This is a genomic window from Pseudomonas sp. S3E12, from assembly GCF_001702295.1.
In the GTDB taxonomy this organism is placed as follows: Bacteria; Pseudomonadota; Gammaproteobacteria; order Pseudomonadales; family Pseudomonadaceae; genus Aquipseudomonas; species Aquipseudomonas marginalis.
The window spans coordinates 1-26,108 of the sequence record NZ_MBDT01000034.1 but is presented as its reverse complement, the minus strand read 5'-3'; the positions used below and the strand labels follow the sequence as shown (position 1 = coordinate 26,108).

General features: G+C 62.4%; 28 protein-coding genes. 13 read left to right on the top strand and 15 right to left on the bottom strand.

From position 1 onward, the window contains the following. Positions 1-20 precede the first annotated feature (20 nt). Positions 21-2,534, bottom strand: coding sequence for a TonB-dependent receptor (locus tag BB029_RS29280; protein ID WP_065941921.1), 2,514 nt, complete (start codon positions 2,532-2,534; stop codon positions 21-23). A 435-nt stretch (positions 2,535-2,969) separates the two neighbouring features. Here BB029_RS29280 and BB029_RS29275 point away from each other — a divergent pair, with 435 nt between their 5' ends. Then, positions 2,970-3,884: a GGDEF domain-containing protein gene (locus BB029_RS29275; protein WP_065941920.1), complete on the top strand. Its 915-nt coding sequence runs from the start codon at positions 2,970-2,972 to the stop codon at positions 3,882-3,884. A gap of 1 nt (position 3,885) precedes the next feature. Continuing rightward, the gene (locus BB029_RS29270) at positions 3,886-4,923 is read left to right on the top strand and encodes an AraC family transcriptional regulator (protein WP_065941919.1); all 1,038 of its coding nucleotides are present in this window, start codon (positions 3,886-3,888) and stop codon (positions 4,921-4,923) included. Here BB029_RS29270 and BB029_RS29265 read toward each other — a convergent pair. The 5 genes from BB029_RS29265 to BB029_RS29245 all read right to left on the bottom strand — a co-directional run bounded on the left by BB029_RS29265 (position 4,910) and on the right by BB029_RS29245 (position 9,695). Next, positions 4,910-5,791 (bottom strand): LysR family transcriptional regulator, encoded by an 882-nt coding sequence (locus BB029_RS29265; RefSeq protein WP_065927198.1) that lies wholly within the window; start codon positions 5,789-5,791, stop codon positions 4,910-4,912. The two genes, BB029_RS29270 and BB029_RS29265, sit on opposite strands and share 14 nt — an antisense overlap. A 139-nt stretch (positions 5,792-5,930) precedes the next feature. Continuing rightward, positions 5,931-6,548 (bottom strand): isochorismate family cysteine hydrolase YcaC, encoded by a 618-nt coding sequence (gene ycaC, locus BB029_RS29260; protein WP_065941918.1) that lies wholly within the window; start codon positions 6,546-6,548, stop codon positions 5,931-5,933. A gap of 27 nt (positions 6,549-6,575) precedes the next feature. Next, positions 6,576-8,414, bottom strand: coding sequence for an amidohydrolase (locus BB029_RS29255; protein ID WP_027607150.1), 1,839 nt, complete (start codon positions 8,412-8,414; stop codon positions 6,576-6,578). After that, complete coding sequence (locus BB029_RS29250) at positions 8,411-9,001, bottom strand: antibiotic biosynthesis monooxygenase (protein ID WP_065941917.1); 591 nt, start codon at positions 8,999-9,001, stop codon at positions 8,411-8,413. Before BB029_RS29250 ends, BB029_RS29255 begins: the two co-directional genes overlap by 4 nt. A 106-nt stretch (positions 9,002-9,107) precedes the next feature. Next, entirely contained in the window at positions 9,108-9,695 is a 588-nt protein-coding gene (locus tag BB029_RS29245; protein WP_027607152.1) for an NUDIX domain-containing protein, read from the bottom strand. A gap of 164 nt (positions 9,696-9,859) precedes the next feature. Here BB029_RS29245 and BB029_RS29240 point away from each other — a divergent pair, with 164 nt between their 5' ends. Next, the gene (locus BB029_RS29240; RefSeq protein ID WP_065941916.1) at positions 9,860-10,786 is read left to right on the top strand and encodes an alpha/beta hydrolase; all 927 of its coding nucleotides are present in this window, start codon (positions 9,860-9,862) and stop codon (positions 10,784-10,786) included. A gap of 195 nt (positions 10,787-10,981) precedes the next feature. Here BB029_RS29240 and BB029_RS29235 read toward each other — a convergent pair whose 3' ends face one another. Further along, the gene (locus tag BB029_RS29235; RefSeq protein WP_065941915.1) at positions 10,982-12,139 is read right to left on the bottom strand and encodes an alpha-hydroxy acid oxidase; all 1,158 of its coding nucleotides are present in this window, start codon (positions 12,137-12,139) and stop codon (positions 10,982-10,984) included. A 121-nt stretch (positions 12,140-12,260) separates the two neighbouring features. On the opposite strand from BB029_RS29235, the gene BB029_RS29230 reads away from it, so the two are divergent. Together BB029_RS29230 and BB029_RS33445 are read left to right on the top strand one after the other, a co-directional pair. Next, positions 12,261-13,046 carry a DeoR/GlpR family DNA-binding transcription regulator gene (locus tag BB029_RS29230; protein WP_065941914.1) on the top strand — a complete coding sequence of 262 codons (786 nt, stop codon included), beginning with the start codon at positions 12,261-12,263 and terminating at the stop codon, positions 13,044-13,046. Positions 13,047-13,060: 14 nt separating this feature from the next. Further along, on the top strand, positions 13,061-13,225 hold the full coding sequence (locus BB029_RS33445; protein WP_168166848.1) for a hypothetical protein: 165 nt from the start codon (positions 13,061-13,063) through the stop codon (positions 13,223-13,225). Between the two features lie 194 nt (positions 13,226-13,419). Here BB029_RS33445 and BB029_RS29225 read toward each other — a convergent pair whose 3' ends face one another. After that, positions 13,420-13,854, bottom strand: a complete 435-nt coding sequence (locus BB029_RS29225; protein ID WP_065941913.1) for a DNA methylase — start codon at positions 13,852-13,854, stop codon at positions 13,420-13,422. A gap of 2 nt (positions 13,855-13,856) precedes the next feature. Next, a complete protein-coding gene (locus tag BB029_RS29220; RefSeq protein WP_065941912.1) occupies positions 13,857-14,069 on the bottom strand; it encodes a hypothetical protein in 213 nt (70 codons plus the stop codon). A 210-nt stretch (positions 14,070-14,279) separates the two neighbouring features. Here BB029_RS29220 and BB029_RS29215 point away from each other — a divergent pair, with 210 nt between their 5' ends. Continuing rightward, positions 14,280-14,759: a DUF4142 domain-containing protein gene (locus BB029_RS29215; protein ID WP_065941911.1), complete on the top strand. Its 480-nt coding sequence runs from the start codon at positions 14,280-14,282 to the stop codon at positions 14,757-14,759. Between the two features lie 30 nt (positions 14,760-14,789). Next, entirely contained in the window at positions 14,790-15,350 is a 561-nt protein-coding gene (locus BB029_RS29210) for a type 1 glutamine amidotransferase domain-containing protein (protein WP_065927206.1), read from the top strand. A gap of 61 nt (positions 15,351-15,411) precedes the next feature. Here the strand turns inward: BB029_RS29210 and BB029_RS29205 are convergent, their stop codons facing one another. After that, on the bottom strand, positions 15,412-15,618 hold the full coding sequence (locus tag BB029_RS29205) for a PLD nuclease N-terminal domain-containing protein (protein WP_027607158.1): 207 nt from the start codon (positions 15,616-15,618) through the stop codon (positions 15,412-15,414). A 256-nt stretch (positions 15,619-15,874) separates the two neighbouring features. Here BB029_RS29205 and BB029_RS29200 point away from each other — a divergent pair, with 256 nt between their 5' ends. Then, positions 15,875-16,351 (top strand): hemerythrin domain-containing protein, encoded by a 477-nt coding sequence (locus BB029_RS29200; RefSeq protein ID WP_027607159.1) that lies wholly within the window; start codon positions 15,875-15,877, stop codon positions 16,349-16,351. A gap of 68 nt (positions 16,352-16,419) precedes the next feature. Beyond that, positions 16,420-16,698, top strand: coding sequence for a hypothetical protein (locus BB029_RS29195; RefSeq protein WP_065941910.1), 279 nt, complete (start codon positions 16,420-16,422; stop codon positions 16,696-16,698). Here BB029_RS29195 and BB029_RS29190 read toward each other — a convergent pair. Continuing rightward, positions 16,687-16,896, bottom strand: a complete 210-nt coding sequence (locus BB029_RS29190) for a DUF3079 domain-containing protein (RefSeq protein WP_027607161.1) — start codon at positions 16,894-16,896, stop codon at positions 16,687-16,689. The genes BB029_RS29195 and BB029_RS29190 overlap by 12 nt on opposite strands. A gap of 176 nt (positions 16,897-17,072) precedes the next feature. On the opposite strand from BB029_RS29190, the gene BB029_RS29185 reads away from it, so the two are divergent. Genes BB029_RS29185 through BB029_RS29170 form a run of 4 tightly spaced genes read left to right on the top strand, consistent with a single transcriptional unit; the run spans position 17,073 to position 20,127 of the window. Further along, positions 17,073-17,603 (top strand): iron transporter, encoded by a 531-nt coding sequence (locus tag BB029_RS29185; RefSeq protein ID WP_065941909.1) that lies wholly within the window; start codon positions 17,073-17,075, stop codon positions 17,601-17,603. Next, complete coding sequence (locus BB029_RS29180) at positions 17,603-17,926, top strand: cupredoxin domain-containing protein (protein ID WP_065941908.1); 324 nt, start codon at positions 17,603-17,605, stop codon at positions 17,924-17,926. The genes BB029_RS29185 and BB029_RS29180 overlap by 1 nt, the downstream gene beginning before the upstream one ends. A gap of 9 nt (positions 17,927-17,935) precedes the next feature. After that, on the top strand, positions 17,936-18,775 hold the full coding sequence (locus tag BB029_RS29175; RefSeq protein ID WP_065941907.1) for an FTR1 family protein: 840 nt from the start codon (positions 17,936-17,938) through the stop codon (positions 18,773-18,775). Next, on the top strand, positions 18,772-20,127 hold the full coding sequence (locus BB029_RS29170) for a 4Fe-4S binding protein (protein WP_065941906.1): 1,356 nt from the start codon (positions 18,772-18,774) through the stop codon (positions 20,125-20,127). The genes BB029_RS29175 and BB029_RS29170 overlap by 4 nt, the downstream gene beginning before the upstream one ends. A gap of 954 nt (positions 20,128-21,081) precedes the next feature. On the opposite strand, the gene BB029_RS29165 is transcribed toward BB029_RS29170, so the two are convergent. The 4 genes from BB029_RS29165 to BB029_RS29150 form a co-directional block, all read right to left on the bottom strand. Then, entirely contained in the window at positions 21,082-22,701 is a 1,620-nt protein-coding gene (locus BB029_RS29165) for a methyl-accepting chemotaxis protein (RefSeq protein ID WP_065941905.1), read from the bottom strand. Positions 22,702-22,770: 69 nt separating this feature from the next. Continuing rightward, positions 22,771-23,466 carry an anaerobic ribonucleoside-triphosphate reductase activating protein gene (locus BB029_RS29160; protein WP_065927214.1) on the bottom strand — a complete coding sequence of 232 codons (696 nt, stop codon included), beginning with the start codon at positions 23,464-23,466 and terminating at the stop codon, positions 22,771-22,773. Then, positions 23,463-23,618, bottom strand: a complete 156-nt coding sequence (gene nrdD / locus BB029_RS29155; protein ID WP_027607168.1) for an anaerobic ribonucleoside-triphosphate reductase — start codon at positions 23,616-23,618, stop codon at positions 23,463-23,465. Before nrdD ends, BB029_RS29160 begins: the two co-directional genes overlap by 4 nt. A gap of 31 nt (positions 23,619-23,649) precedes the next feature. Then, on the bottom strand, positions 23,650-25,650 hold the full coding sequence (locus tag BB029_RS29150) for a ribonucleoside triphosphate reductase (protein ID WP_065941904.1): 2,001 nt from the start codon (positions 25,648-25,650) through the stop codon (positions 23,650-23,652). Positions 25,651-26,108 lie beyond the last annotated feature (458 nt).

Genomic DNA, 26,108 nt, shown 5'->3' with positions numbered 1-26,108 from the left:
GGAGATCAAATGTGTTGAATTCAAAAATGAGTGAAGGTCAGGCCCACTTTGTAGGTGGGGCCGTACTCTTCGTACTGGCCGTTGTAGCTGCGGTGGCCGGTGTAGACGAAGTACGACTCATCGGTGAGGTTCTGGGCTTCGAAGCTGACTTGCAGGTTCTTGGTCAGCGAGTAGCGCGCGCTGAAGTCGACGAAGGTCTGCGCGTCGACGTGCAGGTCGTGGGCCTTGTCGTTGATCGAGGCCAGTTCATACAGGTAGGCCGACTTGTAGTTGGCCGACAGGCGCAGGCTGAGCTTGTCGTCCTCCCAGCCGAGCATCAGGTTGCCGACGGTGTCCGACTGGTTGGGCAGGCTGATGTTGCGCTTGCGATTCGTGCCGCTGGCGGCGTCGAAGCCTTCGATATCGGCGCTGGAGCGGCTGAAGGTGCTGTTGGCGCCGATCAGCAAACCGTTCCACGGTGCGGGCAGCCAGTCGAACTTCTGTGAGTAGGCCAGTTCCAGGCCGTAGAGCTTGGCGCTGTCGCCGTTGGCGTAGGTGTGGGCCTCGGCGAAGTTGGTCCAGGCGCCGGTGCCGGCGAGGTCGGTGTTGTAGACGAAATTCTTGATGTCCTTGTAGAACACAAACGCCGACACGGTGCCGGCGCGGCCCATGAAGTGCTCGATACCCAGGTCAAGGTTGCTCGATTCCAGGGGCTTGAGGTCCGGGTTGCCGAAGGTGGCTTCGTCATCGTCGATCACAAAACCCGGCGCCAGCTGGCCGAATGTCGGGCGCACCACCGACTTGGTCCAGGCCGCGCGCACCTGGGTGTTCTTGTCGATCTGGTAGCGCGCATGCAGGCCCGGCAGCCAATGGTGGTAGCGGCGCTTGGTCTCGGTGGGCGTGAACACGCCATCGGTGGCACCGGTGCCCTTGGCTTCGAACTCGGTGCCTTCGTAGCGCAGGCCGGCGATAAAGCGCCAGTCGTCAACGTCGAGGGTGTTCATCAGGTAGCCGGCGTTGATGTCCTCGCGGATGGTGAAGTCGTTGACCCGCGATTCGGTCTCGTCATAGAAATCCGCCGGGTTGAGGCTGCCGATCAGCTGCTTGATGGCGCTGGGGCTGATGCCGGGGCCGTAGTTGCCCAAGCGATAGTCGACGCTGCCCTTCTGGAACCGGCTGAGGTTGAGTTGGTCGGCGCTGAAACCGAGGGTGTCGAAGTCTTCGTAGACCCAGGCCTCCAGGTCGTTGTCCTTGTTGCGGCGGCTGACCTTGCCGCCGAACTTGACCTGGGACGCATAGCCGCTCAGGTCATAGTCGCGGGCCAGGTCCAGGCGCAGGTTTTTCTCGGTGTCCGTGGTGTTCTGTTTTTCCCAGTCGACCTTGTCGAGACTGAAATTACTGGCGTCGTAGAAGCCGCTGCCGATGATCGGGCGGGGTTTGTCCTTGTCGTAGAAACCGCTGTTGGCAAAGTCACCGCCGTCGAAGGTGGCGCCGGCGATATGCGCCGGGCTGTCTTCGCTGGACTGGCTGTAGCCGGCCTGGCCGCTTAAGGTCCACAGGCCGAGCATGCGTTCGCCGCCGAATACATAGGATTGGATTTCCTGGGTTTCCTCACGGTTTTTCAGCTTGCGCTTGCCCTCGGCATCACCCAGTTGGCCCGGGGCCCGGGGGTCGGCAAATTCAATGCTGGTGGAGTTGCGGGTTTCGGTGTCGGTGTAGCGGCTGTAGAGGGTGCGCAGGTAGTAGCTGCTGAGGTCATCGGGCTTGTAGTCGAAGTTCAGGCCACCGCCGGCGCGTTCGCGGCTGATGTCGTAGTCGCGCTGTTCGAACTCATTGAGCCGGGCGCCGTCGGTGAAGTCCCAGGCGCCGCCGGTTTCGACGTTGTCCGAGCCGAAGTCGCGTTTCTGCCAACTCAGCGCTGCGGCGACGCCGAAGTTGTCGATGCCGTCGCCGAGGCTGAACCGGTTACTGGCGGCGCCGGAGAATTTCGGGCTGGTCTGGCGGGTGTTCTTGTCGTAGCTGGCTTCGCTGCTGCCGGTGTAGAACAAACCTTTATGGTCGAAGGCCGAGAGGCTTTGCACATCGACGGTGCCACCGAGGGAGTTGGCGTCCATGTCCGGGGTGAGGGTCTTGATCACCGACAGCGACTGCACCAGCTCCGAGGGCAGCACATCGAGGGCCACGGCGCGGCGCGCGCTTTCCGGGGCGGGCACCAGGGTGCCGTTGATGGTGACGCTGTTGAGGTCCGGGCCCAGGCCGCGCACGCTGACAAAACGCCCTTCGCCCTGGTCGCGCTCCACACTGATGCCCGGCAGGCGCTGCGCCGCTTCGGCGACGTTCTGATCCGGCAACTGGGCCACACCGTCGGCATGCACCACGCTCTTGATGCTGTCGGCGCTGCGTTGCTCCTTGAGCGCCTGGTCGATGGCGGCGGCCTGGCCAACCACCTCAACGTGCTCGGTGGCGCTCGCTTCGGCGGCACTCAACCGTTCACTGGCCATCGCCAGGGCCAAGGCGGTAAGCGTAAAGCTGACGAGCCCGGTGCGCTTGTACATGCAATCCTCCCCAAGAATCCGTTGGCGCCAGGCAAGGGGCCCGGCAACTGGGAGGGCACGCTAGGGGTGGGGGATGACGGTTCTGTGACAGGGGGCGGCGCGAAGGCCTGTAAACCGGGGTTTAGAGCAGTCCTGCAGGTGCAAATGAGCTGATATGACCTGTGTAGGTCCCCTGTGGGAGGGGGCTTGCTGTGGTGAGGGGGCTTGTCCCCCCGACGGGTTCACTGAGGATACGGGGGGCCTGCTTCGCAGACCGGCGCGGGGCAAGCCCGCTCACCACAGCAAGCCTGCTCACCACAGCAAGCCCCCTCCCACATTTTTTGATCTCCAGTGTGTTTGAGCTGAGCTGATTCGACCCTCATCCACCGTCATCCAACGGTCACATCCATCTGCTGTGCTGGCGCCCACCACTCATTTGCCCAAGGACCTGCGGCCATGTTTTCCGTGCTCAAGCCCCACCGCTGGAAACTCTCGTTGCTGCTGATCGCGGCCAACCTCGGGCTGATCCTGCACCTGGCCTGCGGCGAGTTGAAAAGCGTCAGCGAATGGGTGTGGCTGGATATCTTTGGCGAAGGCGGTTCCGCCCTGCTCGCCCTGGTGTGGCTGGGCCTGGTGCTCAAAAGCCGCCCCGCCGGACGCGTTACCAATTACCTGGCGCTGGGCCTGTCGTGCATCTTTTTCTCCTGGTGGATCGACAGCCTCGACGAATTTATCCGCCTGCCCGACAGTATCACCTGGGACCATTGGCTCGAATCCGGGCCGATGCCGGTGGGCATGATCCTGCTGACCATCGGCATCTACCACTGGCACCGCGAACAACTGGCGATCAGCGCGCAGATGGAAAAGCGCGAGCGCTTGTTCCGTGAGCATCGGTTGTTCGACAAACTCACACCGCTGGCCGGCGCCGACTACCTCAAGCGCCAGTTGGCCGACAGCCTGCAGGACAGCCGCGAGCAGCAACAACCACTGTCGCTGCTGGCCCTGGACCTGGACAACTTCGCCGCCATCAACCAGGCCTACGGGCATGCCGAAGGCGACGCGGTGTTGCAGGCCCTCAGCCATTTGCTGCTGCTCAACCTGCGCCGCCAGGACCTGGTGTGCCGCCTGGCCGGCGACCGTTTTGTGGTGCTGCTGCCCAACACCGGCGAACGCCAGGCCAAGGAGCTGGCGCTGGAGTTGCAGCAAGCGGTGCGCGGTCTGGCCCACAAGACCCGGCAACAGGGCGAACGCCTGCAACTGGCGGCGACCACCGCCGTGGTCATGGCCCTTGAAGAACCGCCCCAGGATTTGCTCAAGCGCCTGAACCTGGCCTTGGCCAGGGCCAAGCAACCCCTTGCGAAAAGTGCCTGAGATGGCCGTCAAAACCAGCTGGTATGAAGCCGACAGCCGCTTCATTCCAGGGCATTACCAACCCGCCACGCTGATCGACCTGGCCTTGTCTCGCGACATCGACAGCCATCGCCTGCTGCGCGGCACCGGGCTGTTTCACGAGGACATCCTGGCCGGCACCGCGCACCTGAGCCCGCAGCAGTTTTTCGGCTTGATCGGCAACAGCCGCAAGTTACTGGACGCCGACGACAGCAGTTTCCTGTTTGGCCAGCGCCTGCTACCGGGCTATTACGGCGCCGCCAGCCACGCCCTTGGCCATGCGCAGAACCTGCACCAGGCCCTGGAGATCCTGATCCAGCAACAGGTGCTGCTCAGCCCATTGGCCACCCTGCAACTGGAGCTGGATGAGCACCACGCCTACCTGTACTGGCTGGACAGTTGCGGCGCCGGCGAACACTGGCGCTTCCTGCTGGAAGCCAGCATGACCTCGCTGGTTGCCATGAGCCAATGGCTCAGCGGCGAGCGCCTGCCGTGGGCGTGCAGTTTCAGCCATGCCGAACCGCGTTATATCGAACAATATTGGGTGCACCTGGGCGAGGACACGCGCTTCGAGCGCCCGCTGGACATGATGACGATCCCGCGCGAATACCTCACCAGCACCTGGCCAGGCGCCTCGGCCACCGCCGGCCAGGTGGCGCGCCGCCAAGCCCGCGAGCAGATCGAGCAACTGGGCTTTGCCGGCAGTTTTCTCGACTGCCTCTACGAGTACCTGCGCGACCAGGTGCGCCAGCCGCCCAGCCTGGAACAGGCGGCCCAGGCCTTCGCCATGAGCCCGGCGACCCTCAAGCGCAAGTTGCACAAGCACGACACCGGTTTTCAACAGCAGGTGGACCGGGTGCGCAAGCAGGTGGCGTTGCACCGGTACCAGGTCAAGGGCTACAGCAATGATGAGGTGGCGGCGTACCTGAATTTCAACGATGCGGCGAATTTTCGGCGCTCATTCAAGCGCTGGACCGGCAGCACCCCGAACCTGATCCGCCAGCTGTTCAACAGCCGCTAGCCAGGCGTTCGCGCAGAAACTCCACCAGCGCCTGCACCGGCCGTGAGCTTTGCCGGTGCTGGGGGTACACCGCCGACAGGGTCAGGGCTTCGGGGGCAAAATCATCGAGGAGCGTGACCAGCCGGCCGTCCTTCAAGGCGTCGCCGACGATAAAGGTCGGCAGGTAGGTGACGCCCAGGCCGGCGACGGCGGTATCGCGCAGCAACTCGCCGTTATTCACGCGCATACGGCCGGTGACATTCAGTGCTTGCAGCTTGCCTTTGAAGCGCCATTGCACCTGGCGGCCATGGCCGTAGGGCAGGCAGTCGTGTTCGGCGAGGTCTTCGGGTTTAAGCGGCGTACCGCGCAGTGCCAGGTACTCGGGGCTGGCGCAATACACGCGCTCGATGCTGGCGATACGCCGAGCGATGAGGGTGGAATCTTCCAGGGTGCCGATGCGCAGCACCAGGTCGTAGCCCTCACCGATGAGGTCCACCGGGCGGTCGCTGAGGTCAACTTCCACCGACACCTGGGGATGGCGCTGCAGGAACACCGGCAACAGGCAACCCAGGTGCGCCATGGCGAACGACAACGGCGCACTCAGGCGAATGGTGCCGCGCGGTTCACTGTTCTGGCCGGCGATGCCCTGCTCCACTTGCTCGACTTCACCGAGCAGGCGCAAGGCGGACTCGTAGTAACTCTGGCCCAGGGGCGTGACATCCAGGCGGCGCGTGGAGCGATTGAGCAGGCGCACGCCGAGGCGATCTTCCAGCTGGATCAGGCGGCGGCTGACGAATTGCTTGGACAGGCCCAGCTGTTCGGCGGCGGCGGTGAAGCTGCCGGATTCCATGACCTGGCAGAACAGGCGCATGTCTTCAAAGGGGTTCATTGTCGCTTCTCGGTGGACGATGGGCTGTTTTATAACTGGAAGGTCGCCACACCACAAATCAAATGTGGGAGGGGGCTTACTGTGGTTCACCACAGCAAGCCCCCTCCCACAGGGAATTACCGACAGCCTTGAAAACAGCTTACTTGGCCGTGAACGCCGAGTAGCTGTTCATCAGGTTGCGGTAGTTGGGAATGCGCGGCGACAGCAGGTTGGCCAGGCCTTCCATGTCGTTGCGCCAGTCCACCTGCAGCTCGCAGGCCACGGCGAACCAGTTCACCAGTTGGGCACCGGCGGCGGTCATACGGGCCCAGGCGGCCTGCTGCACGGTTTCGTTGAAGGTGCCGGAGGCGTCGGTGACCACGAACACCTCGAAGCCTTCGTCGAGGGCGCACAGGGTCGGGAACGCCACGCACACGTCCGTCACCACGCCGGCAATGATGATCTGCTTGCGGCCGGTGGCCTTGACCGCCTTGACGAAATCTTCGTTGTCCCAGGCGTTGATCTGGCCAGGACGGGCGATGTACGGCGCGTCCGGGAACAGCTCCTTGAGTTCCGGCACCAGTGGGCCGTTGGGACCGCCTTCAAAACTGGTGGTGAGGATGGTCGGCAGGTTGAAGAACTTCGCCACGTCGGCCAGGGCCAGTACGTTGTTCTTGAATTCGTTGGGGGAGAAATCCTGCACCAGGGAGATCAGGCCGGTCTGGTGATCCACCAACAGCACCACGGCGTCATCTTTGTTCAAGCGCTTGTAAGTCATGGGTTAACTCCTTTGTGGGTTTAGGTATCAGAACGCAAAGCACGAGCAGCCAAACGCCCCCCAGAAACCCTGGAAGTCGCTGACCGGCACGCTGGAAAGACGCGCCTTTTCGTGGCTGTGGGAATGCACGCCGCACGGGCCGCTGCATTGGTGTACTTGAGCCTGCACAGGCGAACTCGGGCGCCAGTGCCCCGGCACCTTGACCACCGGCGACCAGTCCGGCAGCACCGGTACGCGTGGCGGTGCAAAGTCTTCGAAGTCGCCGGCGCCGTAGACCACCTTGCCGCCGACCACGGTGAGCACCGATTCGATCCACTTGATGGCTTCTTCATCGACGCTGAAAAAATCCGCCGACAGTGCCGCCACGTCCGCCAGTTGGCCGACCTTGATCTGGCCTTTCTTGCCCTGCTCGGACGAGAACCAGGCGCTGCCATGGGTGAACAGCTCCAGCGCGGTCAGGCGCGGCAGGCCTTCGGCGTGCAGCTCCAGGCCACCGACGGTGCGGCCGCTGACCATCCAGTACAGCGAAGTCCACGGGTTGTAGCTCGACACCCGCGTGGCATCGGTGCCCGCCCCCACCGGCACGCCTTCGGCCAGCATGCGCTTGATCGGTGGCGTGGCTTCGGCGGCCTTGGCGCCGTAGCGCTCGACAAAATATTCGCCCTGGAACGCCATGCGGTCCTGGATCGCGATACCGCCACCGAGGGCGCGGACCCGCTCGATATTCTTCGGGGTGATGGTTTCGGCATGGTCGAAGAACCACGGCAAGCCATTGAACGGGATGTCGCGGTTGACCTTCTCGAACACATCAAGCATGCGCGAGATGGACTCGTCATAGGTGGCATGCAGGCGGAACGGCCAACGCTGCTCCACCAGATGGCGCACCACCGGTTCCAGCTCCTGCTCCATGGTCAGCGGCAGGTCGGGACGGGGTTCGAGGAAGTCTTCAAAGTCCGCCGCCGAGAACACCAACATTTCACCGGCGCCGTTGTGGCGCAGGTAGTCATCGCCCTGGTGCAGGGTGACGCTGCCGGTCCAGTTCTTGAAGTCGCTGAGTTCTTCCTTGGGCTTCTGGGTGAACAGGTTGTAGGCGATGCGCACCGTCAGTTGCTCATCCTTGGCCAGTTGCTCGATCACCGCGTAGTCATCGGGGTAGTTCTGGAAACCACCGCCGGCATCGATGGCGCTGGTCAGGCCGAGGCGGTTGAGTTCACGCATGAACTGGCGGGTGGAGTTGACCTGGTATTCCAGCGGCAGTTTCGGGCCTTTGGCCAGGGTCGAGTAGAGGATCATCGCATTCGGCCGCGCCACCAGCATGCCGGTGGGGTTGCCGTGGCTGTCGCGCACGATCTCGCCGCCCGGCGGGTTCGGCGTGTCCTTGGTGTAGCCGGCCACGCGCAGGGCGGCGCGGTTGAGCAAGGCACGGTCATACAGGTGCAGCACGAACACCGGGGTGTCCGGTGCGGCCTGGTTGAGTTCTTCCAGGGTCGGCATGCGTTTTTCGGCGAACTGGAATTCGTTCCAGCCACCCACCACCCGCACCCATTGCGGCGTCGGGGTACGGTCGGCCTGCTCCTTGAGCATGCGCAGGGCATCGGCCAGGGACGGCACGCCTTCCCAGCGCAGCTCGAGGTTGTAGTTCAACCCGCCACGGATCAGGTGCAGGTGCGAGTCATTGAGGCCGGGGATCACGGTGCGGCCCTTGAGGTCGATGACCTGGGTGCCGCTGCCACGCAGGGCCATGGCCTCGCCATCGGTGCCGACGGCAACGAAGCGCCCCTCGCGAATGGCGACGGCGGTTGCCCGCGGGTTTTCTCGGTCCACGGTGTGGAACTGGCCATTGAACAGAATCAGATCGGCGTTCATAGGGTTTCCTTTACAGAGGCTTCAAGCCAGGGAGCGAACAGGCGGGTGGCGGCCGGCATCAGCAGGTAGACCACCAGCAGGACGATGGTCACGGTGACCAGGAAGGTCGCGACCACGTAGTTGGAGAGAAACGGGTGCAGGCCGAGGATCGGGGCCCACACGATCGGCACCAGCAGGGTCAGCGGCAGGATCACGCACAGGGTCACCACCGCCTGCTTCCAGCGTGGCGGCTTGGCGGCGCTGTCGGCCAGGGGCGTGAACCAGAACTCGTTGAGCGCACCGATTTCGGTCTTGTCGCCGTCGGCCAGCATCGGCGTGGCTTCGGCGATCAGGGTGTTGCGCTCGGGGGAATTGAGCCAGGTGTCCAGGTCATCGGTGGAGCGGTAGCGCAATACGCAGGTGAACAGCGCCAGGCCGTTCTGTTTGCTGCGCACCACATCGACACCCAGGTGGCCGGGACGCTCGCCGGCGATGCGCACGGTGCGGCGCAGCCAGGCTTCGTAGTCGGCTTCGCGGCCGGCCTTGATCAGGTGTTTGACGACCAGGGTGACGACTTCGTCGGGCCCTGTCTGTGGTGCTGGGTCCATGGGATGCCCCTCTGCCTTGAAATATCAGCGATGAGGGGAGTTTGCCGAGGACAGCGTCAGGAAAATTGCATGTACGTGCTGTTTAAGGGGGATCGCTGGAAAGGGCTCACCAGCCTTCTTTCAGCATGCGCAACTCCAGGTGCTGCAACAGCATGATGGTCTTGCCGTCGGCGATCTCGCCGCTCTGCACCATGGCCAGTGCCTGCTCGAAACCCAGCTCCAGCACCTCGATGTCCTCGCCCTCCTCTTCCAGGCCGCCGCCATGGCCGACCCGGTCCCCCGGCTGGTACTCGCCGAGGAAAAAGTGAATCCGCTCGGTGACCGACCCCGGGCTCATGAACGCCGCATAGATCTTCTCTACATGGCCGACGCGGTAGCCGGTCTCTTCCTCGGCCTCCAGGCGAATGCGCTCTTCGGGGCTGGCGTTGTCCAGCAGCCCCGCCGCCGCTTCAATCAGATAGCCGTGGTAGTCATTGACGAAGGTGGGCATGCGGAACTGGCGAATCAGCAACACGGTGCGTTGCTCGCGGTTGTACAGCAGGATAGTCGCGCCATTGCCGCGGTCATACACCTCGCGGGTCTGGGCTTGCCAACTGCCGTCGCGGCGACGCAGGTCGAAGCTGTATTTTTTCAGCAGGTACCAGTTGTCCGAGAGGGTCTCTTCGGCGGTGATGCGAACGGGGCTGTTGTCCATGGTCAGGCCTTTGTTCAAAAGAACACGAGCATGTCGCGCCGGCATCGATGGCGTCAAATGCTGTAACACTTTGCAAGCAATCCCCCTGCGCGGCCGTCGAATTTATACCTGCCTGTGCAGGCCATCTGGTAAAACCCCCACTTCACCTTTGCCCTGGAATCTTCATGCCCTCTCGTTTTCTATCGCGCCTGAGCCTGCGCTGGTTTCCCCTGCTGTGCATGGCACTGTTGATCGTCGGCCTGCCCGTGGGCTGCGCGGTGCTGCAACACAAGGAGCGCGAGCTGGTGTTTCGCATCGAGCCCGGCACCGCCAGTTGGTACAGCGGCTTGCCCAAGGCGGTGCAGGAATTCGAGCTCAAGCCCGCCAGTTTCAAATCGGGGCAGAACATTCATGGCTGGTGGTACCCGGCAGCCAACAAGGACGCACCGGCGATCCTCTACCTGCATGGCGTGCGCTGGAACCTCACCGGGCAGCTGTTTCGCATCGAGCAGTTGCATGCACTCGGGTTCTCGGTGCTGGCCATCGACTATCGCGGTTTCGGCCAGAGCCACGGTGAACTGCCGTCGGAGACCACCGTGTACGAAGATGCGCGCGTCGCCTGGGAACGCTTCCAGGTACTGCAACCGGACCCCGGCAAGCGCCTGATCTACGGGCACTCCCTCGGCGGCGCGGTAGCCATCGACCTGGCCGCCGAACTGGGCAAGCAAACGCCACTGCCGGTACGTGGGCTGGTGATCGAGTCCACCTTCACCTCCCTGGCCGATGTGGCCACGGCGGTGGCCAACACCTCGCTGCCGGTGCGTTGGTTGCTGTCGCAGAAGTTCGACTCCATCGACAAGATCGCCGATATCCATATGCCATTGCTGGTGGTGCATGGCCTGGATGATCGCTATGTGCCGCCCCGTTTCAGCGAGCAACTATTTGAAGCGGCCCGGCAACCCAAGCGCCTCTTGTTGGTGCCGGGTGCCAGCCACAACAACAGCATGAGCCTGGCCGGTCGCAGCTATCGCCAGGCACTCGACAACCTGATGCAAGCGAAGATGCCCGCCCAGGTTGTCACCCACGCAACCGGCCGTGACAACGAGTCATAAATCCGTTTTTCGGCACTGGGTTCGCGCTTGGCTGTCAAGCGCAAACCCTGCCCATACTGGCCCTCGCCGGCAGTTGATCAAATATTAACCTTTGGTTAAATCGCCAACCCTGCCGGGCGTTCGCAAAGTTATCCACAGAGATACCCACGGTTTTCGTGGACAACTCTTTTTATTTTTTTACGATTTTTTTGCTGATTAAACGGTTTCTGGAAATGTACCCGGCAGCAGAATCTCGCGATTCACATCGCGTATATCGTTATAGCCACACAGCGCCATCGACACGTCCAATTCACGGGCGATGATCTCGAGTGCCTTGGTCACCCCCGCTTCGCCCATCGCGCCCAGACCATATAAATGCGGGCGACCGATCATGGTGCCCTTGGCGCCGAGTGCCATCGCCTTGAGCACGTCCTGGCCGGAGCGAATGCCGCCATCCAGCCACACCTCAATGCGCTCGCCCACCGCGTCGACAATCGCCGGCAACTGGCTGATGCTCGACGGTGCACCATCCAACTGGCGGCCACCGTGGTTGCTCACCACCAGTGCATCGGCGCCGGAATTGGCAGCCAGACGCGCGTCTTCCACATCGAGGATGCCCTTGATGATCAGCTTGCCGCCCCAGCACTGCTTGATCCACTCCACATCGTCCCAGCTCAGGCGCGGGTCGAATTGCTGGGCGGTCCACGACGACAGCGACCGCATGTCCGCCACACCCTTCACATGCCCGACGATATTGCCGAAGCCACGCCGTCGGGTGCCGAGCATGCCCATCACCCAGCGTGGCTTGGTGGCCATGTTGAGGAGGTTCGGCAAGGTCAGCCTGGGCGGTGCCGACAGGCCGTTGATCAAATCCTTGTGACGCTGCCCGAGGATCTGCAGGTCCAGGGTCAGCACCAGTGCGTCCACGCCGGCCGCCTTGGCACGTTCGATCAATTGCTCGACAAAGCCACGGTCGCGCATCACATACAGCTGGAACCAGAACGGCTTGCCCACGTGTTCGGCGATGTCCTCCAACGAGCAGATACTCATGGTCGACAAGGTGTAGCGCAGGCCAAACGCGGCGGCGGCGCGGGCGGTAAGAATTTCGCCATCGGCATGCTGCATGCCCGCCAGACCGGTGGGGGCCAAGGCAACGGGCATGGCCATGTCCTGGCCGAGCATGGTGGCGCGGATCGAACGTTCATCGATATTGCGCGCCACGCGCTGGCGGAATTTGATCCGGGCAAAATCGCTTTCATTGGCGCGGTAGGTGCTTTCAGTCCAGGACCCGGAATCGGCGTAATCGTAGAACATCCGTGGCACCCGCTTTTGCGCCAGCTTGCGTAAATCTTCGATGGTTGTAATCAACGACATCTAGGTCACCTCTCCCTGAACTGAGCACAGAGAGTAACCGCCCCACAAGTGGGCAACCAGCCATTGCGTTTATATCGATCGCAGACTAATCTCGCACAAACCCGCAAAAAAGCGCACAAACATGCATAACACCCATCACGCCATGGACCTGCCGTCCCTGCGCAAACAAAAGATCCTGTTACTGCTGGAACGCGACGGCAAAGTCACTGCCTCGGAGCTGGTGGACCACTTCGCCGTGTCCCAGGACACCATCCGCCGCGACCTCGGCGAACTCGCCGCCGCCGGCCTGTTGCAGCGCGTGCACGGTGGCGCCCTGCCCCGGCCCAAGGACACCGGCAAGGACTTCTTCACCCGCGTCGGCGAGACCAATGAAGCCAAGCGTCAACTCGCGCAACTCGCCGCCGACCAGGTGCAAGACGGCCAGATCGTGCTGTTCGATTCCGGCTCCACCACCTTGCAGATCGCCCAATCATTACCGCACTCGATCCGCCTGACGGTGGTCACGCCGTCACCGATGATCGCCATCGCCCTGGCCGACCATCGCGATGTGAAGGTGATACTTGCCGGTGGCCAACTCAACCCGGCCACCTTGTCCACCAGCGGTCACGAGGCTGTGCGCCTGATCCAGGGCATCAAGGCCGACCTGCTGTTTACCGGGGTGTGCGCACTGCATCCGCAAGTGGGCATCAGCTCGCTGCATTTTGATGAAGTCGCGGTCAAGCAGGCCCTGCTCGACAGCGCCTCCCATGTGGTGGCGGTGACCATGGCCGACAAACTCGGTGCGGTGGAACCGTTTGTGGTGGCGCCATGCAACCGTATTCACACGTTGATCACCGAGTGGCATGTGCCCAGTGTGGAGGCGTATGAGCAGTTAGGGTTGGAGGTGTTGCGAGTGGAGGTCGAGTAGGTACAGGGCATCAAATGGCGGTGTGGCTGGCAGGCTTTGTTGTGGCCCGCGGGCTTTTTGTGGTGAGCAAGCTTTTTTTTATGGTGAGCAGGCTTTTTATGGTGAGCAGGCTTTTTGTGGTGAGCGGGCTTGCTGTGGTGAGCGGGCTTGCCCCGCGCTGGGCTGCGAAGCGGCCCTAAAACCAGTCACCGCGTTCAGCCAGGCAGGATAATGGCGGTGGCCTTATTAGGGGCCGCTACGCGCCCCAGCGCGGGGCAAGCCCGCTCACCACAGCAAGCTCACTCACCACAGCAGGCCCGCTCACCACAACAAGCTCACTCACCCCAAAAAAGCTTGCTCACCACAGCAAGCTCACTAGCCACAACAAGCCCGCTCACCACGACAGCACCTTGGCCGCATCGCGCATGAAAATCTCGATGGTCTTGGGCCCCACACCGTCAAATTCACCCAGGCGCTTTTCGAACGCCTGGCGGTTTTCGCTGGCACTGCGAATGTGGCTGATCTTGCCGGCGTACTCGGCGTTCAGCTTGGCACTCAGGTCCAGCAGGCGCTGCGCGGTGCTTTCGTCGTACCGCACGTAGTGGGCCCGCCCCAACATCGCCACCAATTCCTTGGAGGTGCAATGTTGCAGCTTGCGCGCCGTATCGCGCCCCTCTTCTTCAACGATCACCTTGTAGGCCTGGGCCGCAATTGGCGCCTGGATGCGCTTGCCCATCAGGAAGCTGGCGACAAGCCACTTGAATAGGCTGGCGTCATCCCCAGGCGTGAGATCGATGCCCAGTTCAGCCGCTGAAATAGCCTTGGCCATGCTCAGTGCCCCAGCTTGCGCTCGGCCTCATCGGCCCGTTCGTTGATGGCGTCGGCCTGGCGTTCGGTTTCCTTGATCGAGGTGGGTGTCAGCACTTTGTCGACGGTTTCGGTGCTGGGATTCGGGCGTTCCAGCGTCTGGCCCTTGGCGGCTTTATCAGTACCTTTTTGCGCCTGTTCGGAACTGATCGGGTCTGGGGTTTTATCGGCAGTCACAGTGAAATCTCCTGGCAGTTGAAGGCCCGCGAAAGCGGCGGGCACTTACGCAGCAGAGGCCTGTGAATGTCGATAGTTCAAGGAAATTGCCGCGGACAAACAGGAACAAAAAAATTTAAACCTTTTGGCCCGGCCTCGGCTCAACAGTCAGGTAACAGCATCCCGCCACTTTCAAGGAGCTCCATCATGACCACTCTGCTGATGAAATAAATGGGCCTGACTTTCGTACTGGTTGCCGGCGCAATATCCAACGCCATGGCCGCCACCTCCAACAGCTTCGTCGATGACGCAGCCCAAGGCGGTATCACCGAGGTGGAAGCCGGCAAACTGGCCCTCGAAAAAAGCAGCTCGGCCGACGTGAAGACGTTTGCCCAGCACATGGTCACCGACCATACCAAGGCCAATCAGGAACTGATGGCCCTGGCAAAAAAACTCGACATCGAAGTGCCGGATGACGCGGCCCTGACTGACAAGGCCAAGAAAGCCATCCTGGAACTGCGCGACGAATCATTTGACAAGGCCTACGCCAACAACCAGGTCGACGCCCATGAAAAAACCGTCGAGCTGTTCAAGAAGGAAGCTGCTTCCTCGGACAATGCCGAGCTGAAAGCCTTCGCCACCAAGACGCTGCCAACCCTTGAAGCCCATTTGAAAATGGCCAAGGAGCTGCAAGCCAAGCACGACCATTAATTCATTCCTGACTCAAGGAGACATTCGATCATGAGTTCGCAACTCAACGGCAAGAAGATTCTGGTCATCACCTCCAACACCGGCATCGAGCGCGACGAATTGCTCAAGCCCCTGGAAGCACTGCGCGGCTATGGCGCCACGGTGACCCACGCGTCCAGCAAAGGCGGCTCCACCCAGACCTTTGTCGGCGACACTGAAAAGGACAAAACCGTGGAATCCGACGTGCAGCTGTCAGACGTAGCCAGCAGCGACTTTGACGCCCTTGTGATCCCTGGCGGTACCGTCAATGCCGATACCCTGCGCCAGGACGCGGCGGCGCTGCGCCTGATCAAGGACTTTGCCCAAGCCGGTAAAACCATCGCGGCGATCTGCCACGGCCCATGGACGCTGATCGACGCCGGCGTGATCAAGGGCAAGACCCTGACCTCGTACAAAAGCGTGCGCATCGACCTGGAAAACGCCGGCGCGGCCGGGTGGGTCGATACCGAAGTCAAGCAATGCCAGGCCAATGGCTGGACCTTGATCACCTCGCGTACACCGGACGATCTGCCTGCTTTCAACGAGGCGATTGCCCAGGCTGTCGCTGGTTGAACCACCCACGTTGAACGCAAACAGGCGCCTTTCGGCGCCTGTTTTGCTTTACCCCTGCCACTCAGCTTTTACGCTGTTCCGGCATCTCCCGCTTGGGCCCGAACATGGCCCATGCAATCAAGCCCACCAGCGGTACGAAGATCAGGATCACCAGCCATAAGCCCTTGGTCTCCCAGCCACTGGTGCTGCGCAATACGATATTGATCGCCCACAATTCCAACAGCAGCAGAATCACCGCCAACGCAATCCAGATATATTGAATTTCCATGCTTCACCTCCTAGGTCGTATGCGTTAGTTCAAGCATCGGCCGCGAGGGTTCATTTAAATTTTCCTGGGTGGTGGAATGCAACGTGCCCCCAGGCAGACCATGCAACCTGCACGACAGGCGCTCTCTGCAATCCTCTTCAACCAATTGAATTGAAAGGCCAATTTAAAAACACTCAAGTTGGTACGCCTGATGCACCACTGCACTGGACTAGGCGTGCATATCGACGCGCCCTGAGTTTCCCGTGAGGTGTCACCGATGAATGCCATTGACCTGCTCAAAGCCGACCACGAACGCGTAAAGGCCCTGTTGACTCAATTGAGTGAGTCCACCGAACGCGGGGTTAAAAAGCGCACGGAGCTGCTGGCCAAGCTGGAAGCGGAAATCAGCCTGCACACCAGGCTGGAAGAAGAAATCCTCTACCCGGCGTTCAGAAAGGCCGGCGGCAAGGAACAGGACATCATGTACCACGAGGCCAAGGAAGAGCACCGCACCGTTGACGCCTTGGTGCTGCCCGACCTGAAGCAGACCGAACCGTCGACCACCGAGTTTTCCGGCCGCGTCAAAGTGGTCAAGGAACTGCTCGAGCACCATATCGAAGAAGAGGAAACCGAGATGTTCCCCCAGGCCAAAAAGCTGCTGGGCAAGGCATTGCTTGAAGAGTTGGGCGCCGAAATGGAAGCCATGAAAGCGGCGCATAAAAAGTCGCAATCGAGCAAGCCGATGGCGGCTTGATCGAGGCAGGACCGGAGCCTGGAATTCATCCAGGCTCCTGATACATCTACACGATAGGGGATAGCGTCATGAAGACCAGATCGTCCCAACGGATTGTGCTTATCGTCGGCCTGTCAGCCCTGCTCACCGGCCCCGCCCTCGCCGCCTTTGGCGATAACCCGGAGCCTGCCGCCAACGCCTTGAGTGGCGACAGCGCCGCCGGTTCCGCCCTGCCACCGGGCACCTATCCGAGCAGCCCTTCCGACAGCGACAAAAAAACCAAGGACACCGCCAAACCGCCGAGCAAACCCGCCAGGCCGGCTGACACTAATAAAGACGGCAAGGAAAAACCCCGCTCAGGCAGCTGACGGCTCATCCGCCACCGGCGGCTCGGGCGCAAGCCCCCAGTCGCCATGCTCGTACCAGTCATCCCCGAGCATCTCGGCCGGGTGCATGGTGCGGTCGGCGCCATTGCCGCAAGCCAGGTCGGCGGCCGCGCAGTAGCGGTCACAGCCCCAACAGATACGTTCTGGATGCTTGGGGTGCAGCGGAAAAGGCTTGGCCATGAGTCGACTCCCTGGCGACGAACACTCCCTGCAACCTACCCCCATCCAGCCTGTACAACCTTGACCGGCATCAAGCCTGGCCAAGATGAAATATTCTCGGAACTTGACAAGAATCATTATTATTTACTGCTGACCTTCCTAGACTCGGGTTCTCTCTCCCCCCTCAGGAAGCCTCCATGCGTACCCCTTATTTGCTGTGCCTTGCCCTGCTGCTGGGCACCTCCGTGGCAGTTGCCAAGGAGTATCCCATCGGCGAACCGCAACACTGCCCCGGCCTGGAAATCGGCGCGGTGTACCTGCAACCGATCGAGATGGCACCCGCCGGCATGATGCGCGCCACGGCCGATTCCGATGTGCACCTGGAAGCCGACGTACGCGCCACGGCGGACAACGCCCAAGGGTTTCAGGAAGGCAGTTTCGTGCCCTACCTCAACCTGTCTTTCACCCTGAAGAAAACAGGCAGCGACACCCCCATCAGCGGCGACTTCCACGCCATGGTCGCCAACGACGGGCCGCACTACGGCGATAACGTCAAGCTGCAAGGCCCCGGCAAATACACCCTCACCTTCAGCGTATTGCCGCCCACCGGCCATCACTCCCTGGGCCGTCATACCGACAAGGAAACCGGGGTCGCCCCGTGGTTTGAACGCTGTGAAGTGCACTACGAATTCGTCTACGCCGGCATCGGCAAAAAAGGCGGCTATTGATGCGCCGCGCCCTGTTGCTGGGCGGCCTGCTGCTAAGCGGCGCGGCAGTGGCGGCGCCGTTGCCCACCTATGAGTTGAGCCTGCAGGACGGTCACTTCGACCCGCCACAACTGGTGGTCAAGGCCGATGAGCGCTTCAAGATCGTGCTCAAGAACACCGGCCAAGGCCCGGCCGAATTCGAAAGCACGCCGTTGCGGGTCGAGAAGGTGTTGTCTGCGGGGGTGACCACCTTTGTGGTGATCCACCCGCTCAAGCCGGGGTTGTACCCGTTCTTCGACGAGTTCAACCCGCAATTGCCCGAAGGCAGCATCCTCGCCGAATAGGAGCCGTTGATGAATCAATCGATGTTTATTGTCTGGCGTGAAAGCGTCGAGGCCCTGCTGGTGATCGGTATCCTGCAGACCTGGATCAGCCGCCAGGCCGGCCATGTGCAACTGGCCCGTTTCCTCTGGGCCGGGGTGTTGCTGGGGTTGCTGTGTTCGGCCGGGCTGGCCGGTTTGATGCTCTGGGCCGGCGACGCCATGACCGGCCCACAGGGCGAGTGGCTGCAAGCGGCGCTGACCCTGTTGGCCAGCGGCTTGATGGTGCAGATGGTGTTCTGGATGCACCGCAACGCGGCCACGCTCAAACACAGCCTGGTACGCGAGGCCGACGCGCGCCTGGCGCGCCAGGGCGGCTGGGGCGTGTTGTTACTGGCGCTGCTGGCGGTCAGTCGCGAAGGCAGTGAAACCGTGGTGTTTTTGTATGGCGCCGGGGCGCGCCTGCACGCCGAGGCGCGGGGCCTGTTCGCCGTCGGCGGTGTGCTCGGCCTGGCACTCGCGGGGCTCACGGTCCTGCTGTTGCGCGGCAGTCGGCGCTTTATCTCCTGGTCACAGTTTTTCGCCCTCAGCGAGGCGCTGCTGTTGCTGCTTGGCGGGGCCTTGCTGATCGCGGCCGTGGACCGTATCAGTGGGCAACTGCTGGGCATGGACATGCCCGAGTGGGTCTACGCCGCCTTCGGTGACAGCCGTTGGGACAGCAGCGCACTGCTCAGTGACAGCCATGGCCTCGGCGCGCTGCTGGCCGACTTTGCCGGCTACCGCGCGGCCCCCAGCCTTATCACCGTGTTGGTACTGCTCGGCTACTGGCTGTGGGTGGGCAACGGCTTGCGTCGCTCACGGCGCGCGGCATGAGCTGGCTGCAGCAACTGGGCGATGGCATGCGCCGCCATGCCCGGCTGATTCGTGCCATGCAATGGGCGGTGGTGCTGGCGTATGCCGTGCTGCTGGTACTGCCCGCCGCGCTGCCGTTGCCGGATAGCCAGGCGCGCATGGTGAACAACCTGACGCTGCTGGCGCAATTTATCTTCTGGGGGATCTGGTGGCCGTTCGTGTTGCTGTCGATGGTGCTGTTCGGGCGCCTGTGGTGTGGCGTGCTGTGCCCGGAGGGTTCGCTGAGCGAGTGGGCCAGCCAGCACGGGCGTGGCCTGGGCATACCGCGCTGGCTGCGTTGGGGCGGCTGGCCGACCCTGGGCTTTTGCCTCACCACGCTCTACGGCCAGTTGATCAGCGTGTACGACTATGCTCAGGCGGCGTTGCTGATCCTGGGCGGCTCGACATTGGCGGCGGTGGTGGTCGGCCTGTTGTTCGTGCGCGGCAAGCGCGTGTGGTGCCGCTACCTGTGCCCGGTCAGCGGCGTGTTCGCCCTGCTCGCCCGCCTGGCGCCGGTGCATTTCGCCGTGGATGAACAACGCTGGAAAGCCAACCACGCCCCGCACCTGCCCCTGCCCAACTGCGCGCCACTCCTGGACATCCGCCGCCTGCAAGGCGCCAGCGACTGCCACGCCTGTGGCCGTTGCAGCGGGCAACGCGGCGCGGTGCAACTGATCGCCCGCTCGAGCAATCAAGAGATTCTCCAGGCGCCGCGTCAACCCGGCTCGGCGTGGGATGCGCGCCTGCTGCTGTTTGGCGTGATCGGCCTGGCCATGGGCGCCTTCCAGTGGACCTTGAGCCCGTGGTTTATCGCGCTCAAACAGACACTCGCCGAATGGCTGGTGAGCCGCGACTGGCTGTGGCCGTTGCACGACAACGCGCCGTGGTGGCTGCTCACCCACTACCCGCCACTCAACGACAGCTTCAGCTGGCTCGATGGCCTGTGCATCGTGCTGTACCTGGGGGGCAGCGCACTGCTGCTCGGCGGTGGCTGCTGGCTGCTGCTGCGCCTGGCCGCGTCTGTGGCCGGCGACCGCGCACTGTTTCGGCCCCTGGCGCTGACACTCACGCCCCTGGGTGGTGCAGGGTTGTTCCTGGGGCTGTCGGCGACGACGGTGAAGTTGTTGCGTTATGAAGGGTTGGCATTGGCGTGGGTGCAACCGGCGCGCGCACTGATGCTGAGCGCCGCGATTGGCTGGTGCTTGTGGTTGGGGTGGCGACAGCTCCAGGGGCTTGGAACCCGGCGCCGTTGCCTCGGATGGTTGTGCGTACTGCTGAGTAATGGGCTGGTGGGCTATGGCTGGTGGTTGCAGTTCTGGGGGTGGGCTGGCTGATGCACACCGATCCAAATGTGGGAGGGGGCTTGCCCCCGATGAGCATGGGTATCTGTGGCGCGGGCGCTTGCTCCCGTGGCGGCCTTCGGGCCGACCATGTCGTTGGGGTTGGAATGAGTACATATCCATTGTTGCGGTCACGGCTGCTTAGGGTTCCGCTCTTACAGCGGGTCACTTTGGAAAAGAGCCCCAAAGTAACCAAAGGGCTCTTGCCCCACCACTCGGTACCTCGCCTAGGCTCGGTATGCCCGAACGAAGGCTTGAATCCGTGGGCCGCCGTCATGGGCCATCCTTGGCCCAGGACGGCTAACCCGGCGTCCTGCCGGGTTACCCACGGATTCAAGCCTGCGTTCGGCCAGCGTGGTTAACGGGGCGCCTAGGATCAAGATCAAAAGCCAGAGCAAAAGCAGAGCAAAAGCAGGCTGAGGTCTACCTGCTGGATGGAGATCCAAATGTGGGAGGGGGCTTGCCCCCGATAGCGCCGGGTCAGTTAAAAAATAAGTGACTGACACTCCCTCATCGGGGGCAAGCCCCCTCCCACATTTACCGAGTACACCAGACCCAACTCCGGTCGGCTCTAAGGCCGCCGCGCTTTGGCTTTTGATCTCAAATCGCCCCGTCAAACACGCTGGCCGAACGCAGGCTTTGGAGCGTGGGTAACCCGGCAGGACGCCGGGTTAGCCGCGCTGGGCCAGGGATGGCCCATCGCGGCGGCCCACGCTCCAAAGCCGGAGTGAGGGCACACCGAGCCTAGGCGAGGTGCCGAGTGTTGGGGCGAAGCGTTTTTGGTTACTTTTGGCGCTCTTCCAAAAGTGACCCGCTGTAAGAGCGGAACCCTAAGTGGCCGTGACCGCAGCAACGGATATGTACTCAATCAAATCCAACGACATGGTCGGCCCGACGGCCGCCACGGAAACAAGCCCCCTCCCACAGTTTTGACCGCACCAGCCGAAGTTACACCTTGAACCGCGCCACCGTCTGATGCAGCGTCCCCGCCATTCCGGCCAGGTCATGCCCGGCAGTCTCGGTGTGTATCGCACCCTGCAACACCTGCTGCGACAGGTTGCGAATGCCCACCAGGTTGCGATCCACTTCCCGCGCCACCAGCGCCTGTTCTTCGGTGGCGCTGGCAATCATCATATTGCGTTCGTTGATCTGCGAGATCGACCGGGTGATCTCGTCCAGCGCTTCTCCCGAACGTTGCGCCACGCTCAAGGTCGCCTGTACCCGCTCGCTGCTGCTGTGCATGGCGGCCACGGCGTGTTCGGTGTCCTGGCGGATATTGCCGATCATCTGCTCGATCTCCTGGGTCGAGACCTGTGTGCGGTGGGCCAACGCGCGCACTTCATCGGCGACCACCGCAAACCCGCGCCCGGCTTCCCCGGCGCGGGCCGCTTCGATGGCCGCGTTCAACGCCAGCAGGTTGGTCTGGTCGGCAATGCTGCGGATCACTTCGAGCACGCTGCTGATGTCTTGCACACGGCCGGCCAACTGCTGGATACGCTCCGAGGTTTCCACCACGCCGGTGGCCAAGGTATTGATCGACGCCACGGTTTCCTGCACCTGCGCCTGTCCACGCTGGGCGGTCTGCTCCGACAGGCGCGAGGCTTCGCTGGTGCTCACGGCATTGCGTGCCACCTCGTCGACGGCGGCGGTCATTTCATTCACCGCCGTGGCGGCCTGTTCGATTTCCTGGCCCTGCAACTGCAGGCTGCTGCTGGTCTGGCCGCTGACCGCGCTCAACTCTTCCGACGAGCTGGCCACGCCGTCCACCGACGTGGCGATATGGCGGACCATCTGGTTAAGGTTCTGCTGCATCTGGTGCAGGTTGCGCATCACACTGCCGTCGATACTGTTGCCCAACGGCACCTCGAGGGTCAGGTCGCCCTCGGCGATATGACTCAACACCCGCGCCACCTCATCCGGCTCGCCGCCCAGCGGGCGGGTGACGCTGCGCGTGACAATCACCGCCGCCGCCACCACCAGGGCCAGGCACAGCAGGAACAACCCGAGCATGGTGCGTCGCGCCTCGTCATACAGGGTTTGCGCCGCCTGCTGACGCTCGACGAACAGCCGCCCCTGCATGGCCATCAACGCATCCAGGCTCTTGAACACCTCAAGCTCGGCCGGGATCACCTGCTGTTTGAGCTGGGCCAGGCCCTGCTCGCGCGCGCCTTGCCGGATCAGCGCCTGCACCTGGGTGAAGGCTGCCACGTAGGCTTCGCGGTGGGTTTTCAAGGTGGCATAGGCGGCCTTGCCTTCGGCGGTGTCGAGCAGCGGCTCAAGGGTGGCGAACGCCTGGGTGATGCGCTCGCGCGTGGTGCCGATGGAGGCCTGGGCCTGCTGGTTGTCCTGGTCGATCAGCAGGTCGCGGGTGTTGCGCCCGTTATCGCGCACGCCGGTGGCGATCACCATGATCGGCGCAATTCTGGGCCAGTCCTGCTGCACGATCTGCTCGGACTGCTGCTTGAGGGTCGCCAGGTCGTGAAGGGCGTAAAACACCAAGCCGACCAGCGCCAGCGGCGCAATCGCGAAGCCGATGACAATGCGTTGTGCCGTGGTTAATTGCTTCATTGTGATAGTCCCTGATGAAAACCTGCCCGTCATGGGCAGCATCTATAAAAATCCGCTTGAGGGCGCCGATCACCCTCGCAATACAAAAGCAGGAAACAACTCGCGCAATCGGCTCCATAACTCCGGCAAGGCAGCCTGTGCCGGAGAACTCGACAATTGCGCATCGAGCATGCTGGCCGTGCGCACCATTTGCACCGCAAAGCGTTGCACGCCGTTGGCTTGCAAACGCTGGGCCAGCAACAGCAACCGAGGGGGATCGATCAAATGCCAATGCACCGTGGTGCGGCACTCGTATTCCACGCCGCTGGCCAACAGGGTGTCGAGGCTGCGCCAGTTGGCGGCGCCGCTGTGCTTGACCTGGGTAATCAACTGGCAATCCTCGGCCAGCGCCTTGACGTCAAAGCCGACCCAATCGGCATGCCGCAACGCATTGGCAAACCCTGCCGGCTTGATCCCGGCGCTGTGCAGGCCGACGCGAAAACCCATCGCCCGCACTTCATCCATGGCCGCCGGCAAGCCTTCCTGCAAGGTCGGCTCGCCGCCGCTGAACACCACGGCGTCGAGCAAGTCCTTGCGCCGCTGCAAAAACAGCAACACCCGGCGCCAATCCACCTCCGTGCTACCGCGCGGCGGGATCAGGTCCGGGTTGTGGCAGTAACGACAGCGCCAGGCACAGCCCTGGCAAAACAGCACACAGGCGAGCATGCCGGGGTAGTCGAGGGTGGTCAGGGGCACCAGGCCCCCGACCCGTAGCGCTCGACTCATTGGCGCCCGGCCACGGCGGCCGTTTCAGTGAAATGCACGCGTTCCTTGTGCTCGGATTGTTTGCCGGGATTGAACGCCGACACGGGCCGGTGATAGCCCATCACCCGGGTCCAGACTTCGCAGCGCTGACGTTGTGGCTGGGATGTTTGCATGGTGAATCTCCTTGCGGGTTGGAAGATCGGTTCAGTGCGCAGCGGCCAGTGCCAGCACTTCATCGCACTTGGGACAGAACTCATGTTCACCGGCGAGGTAACCGTGCACCGGGCAGATCGAGAACGTCGGGGTGATCGTCAGGTACGGCAGGCGGAAACGTCCCAACGCCTTGCGCACCAGCTGCTTGCAGGCCTGGGCCGAGGAAATCTGCTCGGCCATGTACAGGTGCAACACGGTGCCGCCGGTGTACTTGCATTGCAGTTCGTCTTGCAGCTCCAGGGCTTCGAAGGGGTCCTGGGTAAAGCCCACCGGCAGTTGCGAGGAGTTGGTGTAGTACGGCGCGACGTCGCTGCCGGCCTGCAGGATGTCCGGGTAGCGCTTGCGGTCTTCCTTGGCGAAGCGGTAGGTGGTGCCTTCCGCCGGGGTGGCTTCGAGGTTGTAGAGGTGGCCGGTGTCTTCCTGGAAGCGCAGCAAAGTGGCACGCACATGGTCGAGCAACTTGAGGGCAAATGCGCGGCCTTCCTCGGTGTGCATGCCCTGCTCGTCGCCGGTGAAATTGCGCAGCATCTCGTGCATGCCGTTGAGGCCGATGGTAGAGAAGTGATTGCGCAAGGTGCCGAGGTAACGCTTGGTGTAGGGGTACAAGCCGGCGTCCATATGGTGCTGGATCACCTTGCGCTTGACCTCCAGGCTTTCCATGGCCATGTCCATCAGGCTGTCCAGGCGTTGCAGCAGGCCCGAGGTGTCGCCCTTGAACAGGTAGCCGAGGCGCGCGCAGTTGATCGTCACCACGCCCAGGCTGCCGGTCTGCTCCGCCGAACCGAACAACCCACCGCCGCGCTTGAGCAGCTCGCGCACGTCCAGTTGCAGGCGACAGCACATCGAGCGCACCTGGTTGGGTTGCATATCGGAATTGAGGAAGTTCTGGAAATACGGCAGGCCGTAGCGCGCAGTCATCTCGAACAGGCGGTCGGCGTTCTCGCTGTCCCAGGGGAAATCGTGGGTGATGTTGTAGGTGGGAATCGGGAAGGTGAAGACCCGGCCCTTGGCATCGCCGGCCTGCATCACTTCGATATAGGCACGGTTGATCAGCGCCATTTCCGCTTGCAGGTCGCCATAGGCAAATGGCATTTCCTCACCACCGATCACCGGCACCTGCTCGCGCAGATCTTCCGGGCACACCCAGTCGAAGGTCAGGTTGGTAAACGGCGTCTGGGTACCCCAACGCGACGGTACATTGAGGTTGTAGATGAACTCCTGCACCGCCTGGCGCACCTCGGCGTAACTCAGTTGATCCTTGCGCACATAGGGCGCCAGGTAGGTATCGAACGAGCTGAACGCCTGGGCGCCGGCCCATTCGTTTTGCAGGGTGCCGAGGAAATTGACCATCTGCCCCAGGGCGCTGCTCAAGTGCTTGGGCGGCCCGGCTTCGACACGGCCCGGCACGCCATTGAGACCTTCGTGCAACAGCGAACGCAGCGACCAACCGGCGCAATACCCGGCGAGCATGTCCAGGTCATGGATATGCAAATCCGCCTCACGGTGCGCGCGGCCGATCTGCTGGCTGTAGACCTCGTCGAGCCAATAGTTGGCGGTGACCTTGCCCGACACGTTCAACACCAGCCCACCCAGCGAATAGCCCTGGTTGGCATTGGCTTGCACGCGCCAGTCTTCGCGGTCGAGGTATTCGTTCATCGAGGTGGCGACTTCCACCAGGGTCTTGCGGTCGCGACGCAGGCGGCCGTGTTGTTCGCGGTAGACGATATAGGCGCGCATGGAGAGGAAGTAGCCGGCGTCCATCAATACGCGTTCGACACTGTCCTGGATTTGTTCGACGTCCAGGTGTTCGATGCCCCTCAGGCGGGCCAGGACGGCGCCCAGTAACAGGTCGACGTCGGCCTCTTGGTACTCGCCGGTTGCGGTGCCGGCGGCGGTCAGGGCGTGGTGGATTTTTTCGGCGTTGAAGGGGACCAGGCTGCCGTCGCGTTTGTGTAGGCGGGTGCTGACCAGCGGGGTGAGCGTGTTTTGCATTTTCCGGGCTCCAGGCACTACATATAGATGTTTTTATGCTTCAAGACACAAGATGCAGTGAGGTTACGGAGAATGGGGTGGGGTTCCCTTGATCGGGGTCAAGGTTTTTTGATTGGGTACATATCCGTTATTTAGGTAACGGCGGCCTATGGTTCCGCTCTTACAGCGGGTCACTTTGGAAAAGCCCCAAAGTAACCAAAGGGCTCTTGCCCCAACACTCGGCACCTCGCCTAGGCTCGGTGTGCCCTCACTCCGGCTTGAATCCGTGGGCCGCCGTCATGGGCCATCCTTGGCCCAGGACGGCTAACCCGGCGTCCTGCCGGGTTACCCACGGATTCAAGCCTGCGTTCGGCCAGCGTGTTTGACGGGGCGCCTAGGATCAAGATCAAAAGCCAGAGCAAAAGCAGAGCAAAAGCAGGCTGAGGTCTACCTGCTGGATGGAGATCCAAATGTGGGAG

Excerpts from the sequence above, each read along its gene's own strand:
- BB029_RS29280 (WP_065941921.1), bottom strand. The coding sequence starts at position 2,534 with ATGTACAAGCGCACCGGGCTCGTCAGCTTTACGCTTACCGCCTTGGCC.
- BB029_RS29275 (WP_065941920.1), top strand. The coding sequence starts at position 2,970 with ATGTTTTCCGTGCTCAAGCCCCACCGCTGGAAACTCTCGTTGCTGCTG.
- BB029_RS29270 (WP_065941919.1), top strand. The coding sequence starts at position 3,886 with ATGGCCGTCAAAACCAGCTGGTATGAAGCCGACAGCCGCTTCATTCCA.
- BB029_RS29265 (WP_065927198.1), bottom strand. The coding sequence starts at position 5,791 with ATGAACCCCTTTGAAGACATGCGCCTGTTCTGCCAGGTCATGGAATCC.
- ycaC (WP_065941918.1), bottom strand. The coding sequence starts at position 6,548 with ATGACTTACAAGCGCTTGAACAAAGATGACGCCGTGGTGCTGTTGGTG.
- BB029_RS29255 (WP_027607150.1), bottom strand. The coding sequence starts at position 8,414 with ATGAACGCCGATCTGATTCTGTTCAATGGCCAGTTCCACACCGTGGAC.
- BB029_RS29250 (WP_065941917.1), bottom strand. The coding sequence starts at position 9,001 with ATGGACCCAGCACCACAGACAGGGCCCGACGAAGTCGTCACCCTGGTC.
- BB029_RS29245 (WP_027607152.1), bottom strand. The coding sequence starts at position 9,695 with ATGGACAACAGCCCCGTTCGCATCACCGCCGAAGAGACCCTCTCGGAC.
- BB029_RS29240 (WP_065941916.1), top strand. The coding sequence starts at position 9,860 with ATGCCCTCTCGTTTTCTATCGCGCCTGAGCCTGCGCTGGTTTCCCCTG.
- BB029_RS29235 (WP_065941915.1), bottom strand. The coding sequence starts at position 12,139 with ATGTCGTTGATTACAACCATCGAAGATTTACGCAAGCTGGCGCAAAAG.
- BB029_RS29230 (WP_065941914.1), top strand. The coding sequence starts at position 12,261 with ATGCATAACACCCATCACGCCATGGACCTGCCGTCCCTGCGCAAACAA.
- BB029_RS33445 (WP_168166848.1), top strand. The coding sequence starts at position 13,061 with ATGGCGGTGTGGCTGGCAGGCTTTGTTGTGGCCCGCGGGCTTTTTGTG.
- BB029_RS29225 (WP_065941913.1), bottom strand. The coding sequence starts at position 13,854 with ATGGCCAAGGCTATTTCAGCGGCTGAACTGGGCATCGATCTCACGCCT.
- BB029_RS29215 (WP_065941911.1), top strand. The coding sequence starts at position 14,280 with ATGGGCCTGACTTTCGTACTGGTTGCCGGCGCAATATCCAACGCCATG.
- BB029_RS29210 (WP_065927206.1), top strand. The coding sequence starts at position 14,790 with ATGAGTTCGCAACTCAACGGCAAGAAGATTCTGGTCATCACCTCCAAC.
- BB029_RS29205 (WP_027607158.1), bottom strand. The coding sequence starts at position 15,618 with ATGGAAATTCAATATATCTGGATTGCGTTGGCGGTGATTCTGCTGCTG.
- BB029_RS29200 (WP_027607159.1), top strand. The coding sequence starts at position 15,875 with ATGAATGCCATTGACCTGCTCAAAGCCGACCACGAACGCGTAAAGGCC.
- BB029_RS29195 (WP_065941910.1), top strand. The coding sequence starts at position 16,420 with ATGAAGACCAGATCGTCCCAACGGATTGTGCTTATCGTCGGCCTGTCA.
- BB029_RS29190 (WP_027607161.1), bottom strand. The coding sequence starts at position 16,896 with ATGGCCAAGCCTTTTCCGCTGCACCCCAAGCATCCAGAACGTATCTGT.
- BB029_RS29185 (WP_065941909.1), top strand. The coding sequence starts at position 17,073 with ATGCGTACCCCTTATTTGCTGTGCCTTGCCCTGCTGCTGGGCACCTCC.
- BB029_RS29180 (WP_065941908.1), top strand. The coding sequence starts at position 17,603 with ATGCGCCGCGCCCTGTTGCTGGGCGGCCTGCTGCTAAGCGGCGCGGCA.
- BB029_RS29175 (WP_065941907.1), top strand. The coding sequence starts at position 17,936 with ATGAATCAATCGATGTTTATTGTCTGGCGTGAAAGCGTCGAGGCCCTG.
- BB029_RS29170 (WP_065941906.1), top strand. The coding sequence starts at position 18,772 with ATGAGCTGGCTGCAGCAACTGGGCGATGGCATGCGCCGCCATGCCCGG.
- BB029_RS29165 (WP_065941905.1), bottom strand. The coding sequence starts at position 22,701 with ATGAAGCAATTAACCACGGCACAACGCATTGTCATCGGCTTCGCGATT.
- BB029_RS29160 (WP_065927214.1), bottom strand. The coding sequence starts at position 23,466 with ATGAGTCGAGCGCTACGGGTCGGGGGCCTGGTGCCCCTGACCACCCTC.
- nrdD (WP_027607168.1), bottom strand. The coding sequence starts at position 23,618 with ATGCAAACATCCCAGCCACAACGTCAGCGCTGCGAAGTCTGGACCCGG.
- BB029_RS29150 (WP_065941904.1), bottom strand. The coding sequence starts at position 25,650 with ATGCAAAACACGCTCACCCCGCTGGTCAGCACCCGCCTACACAAACGC.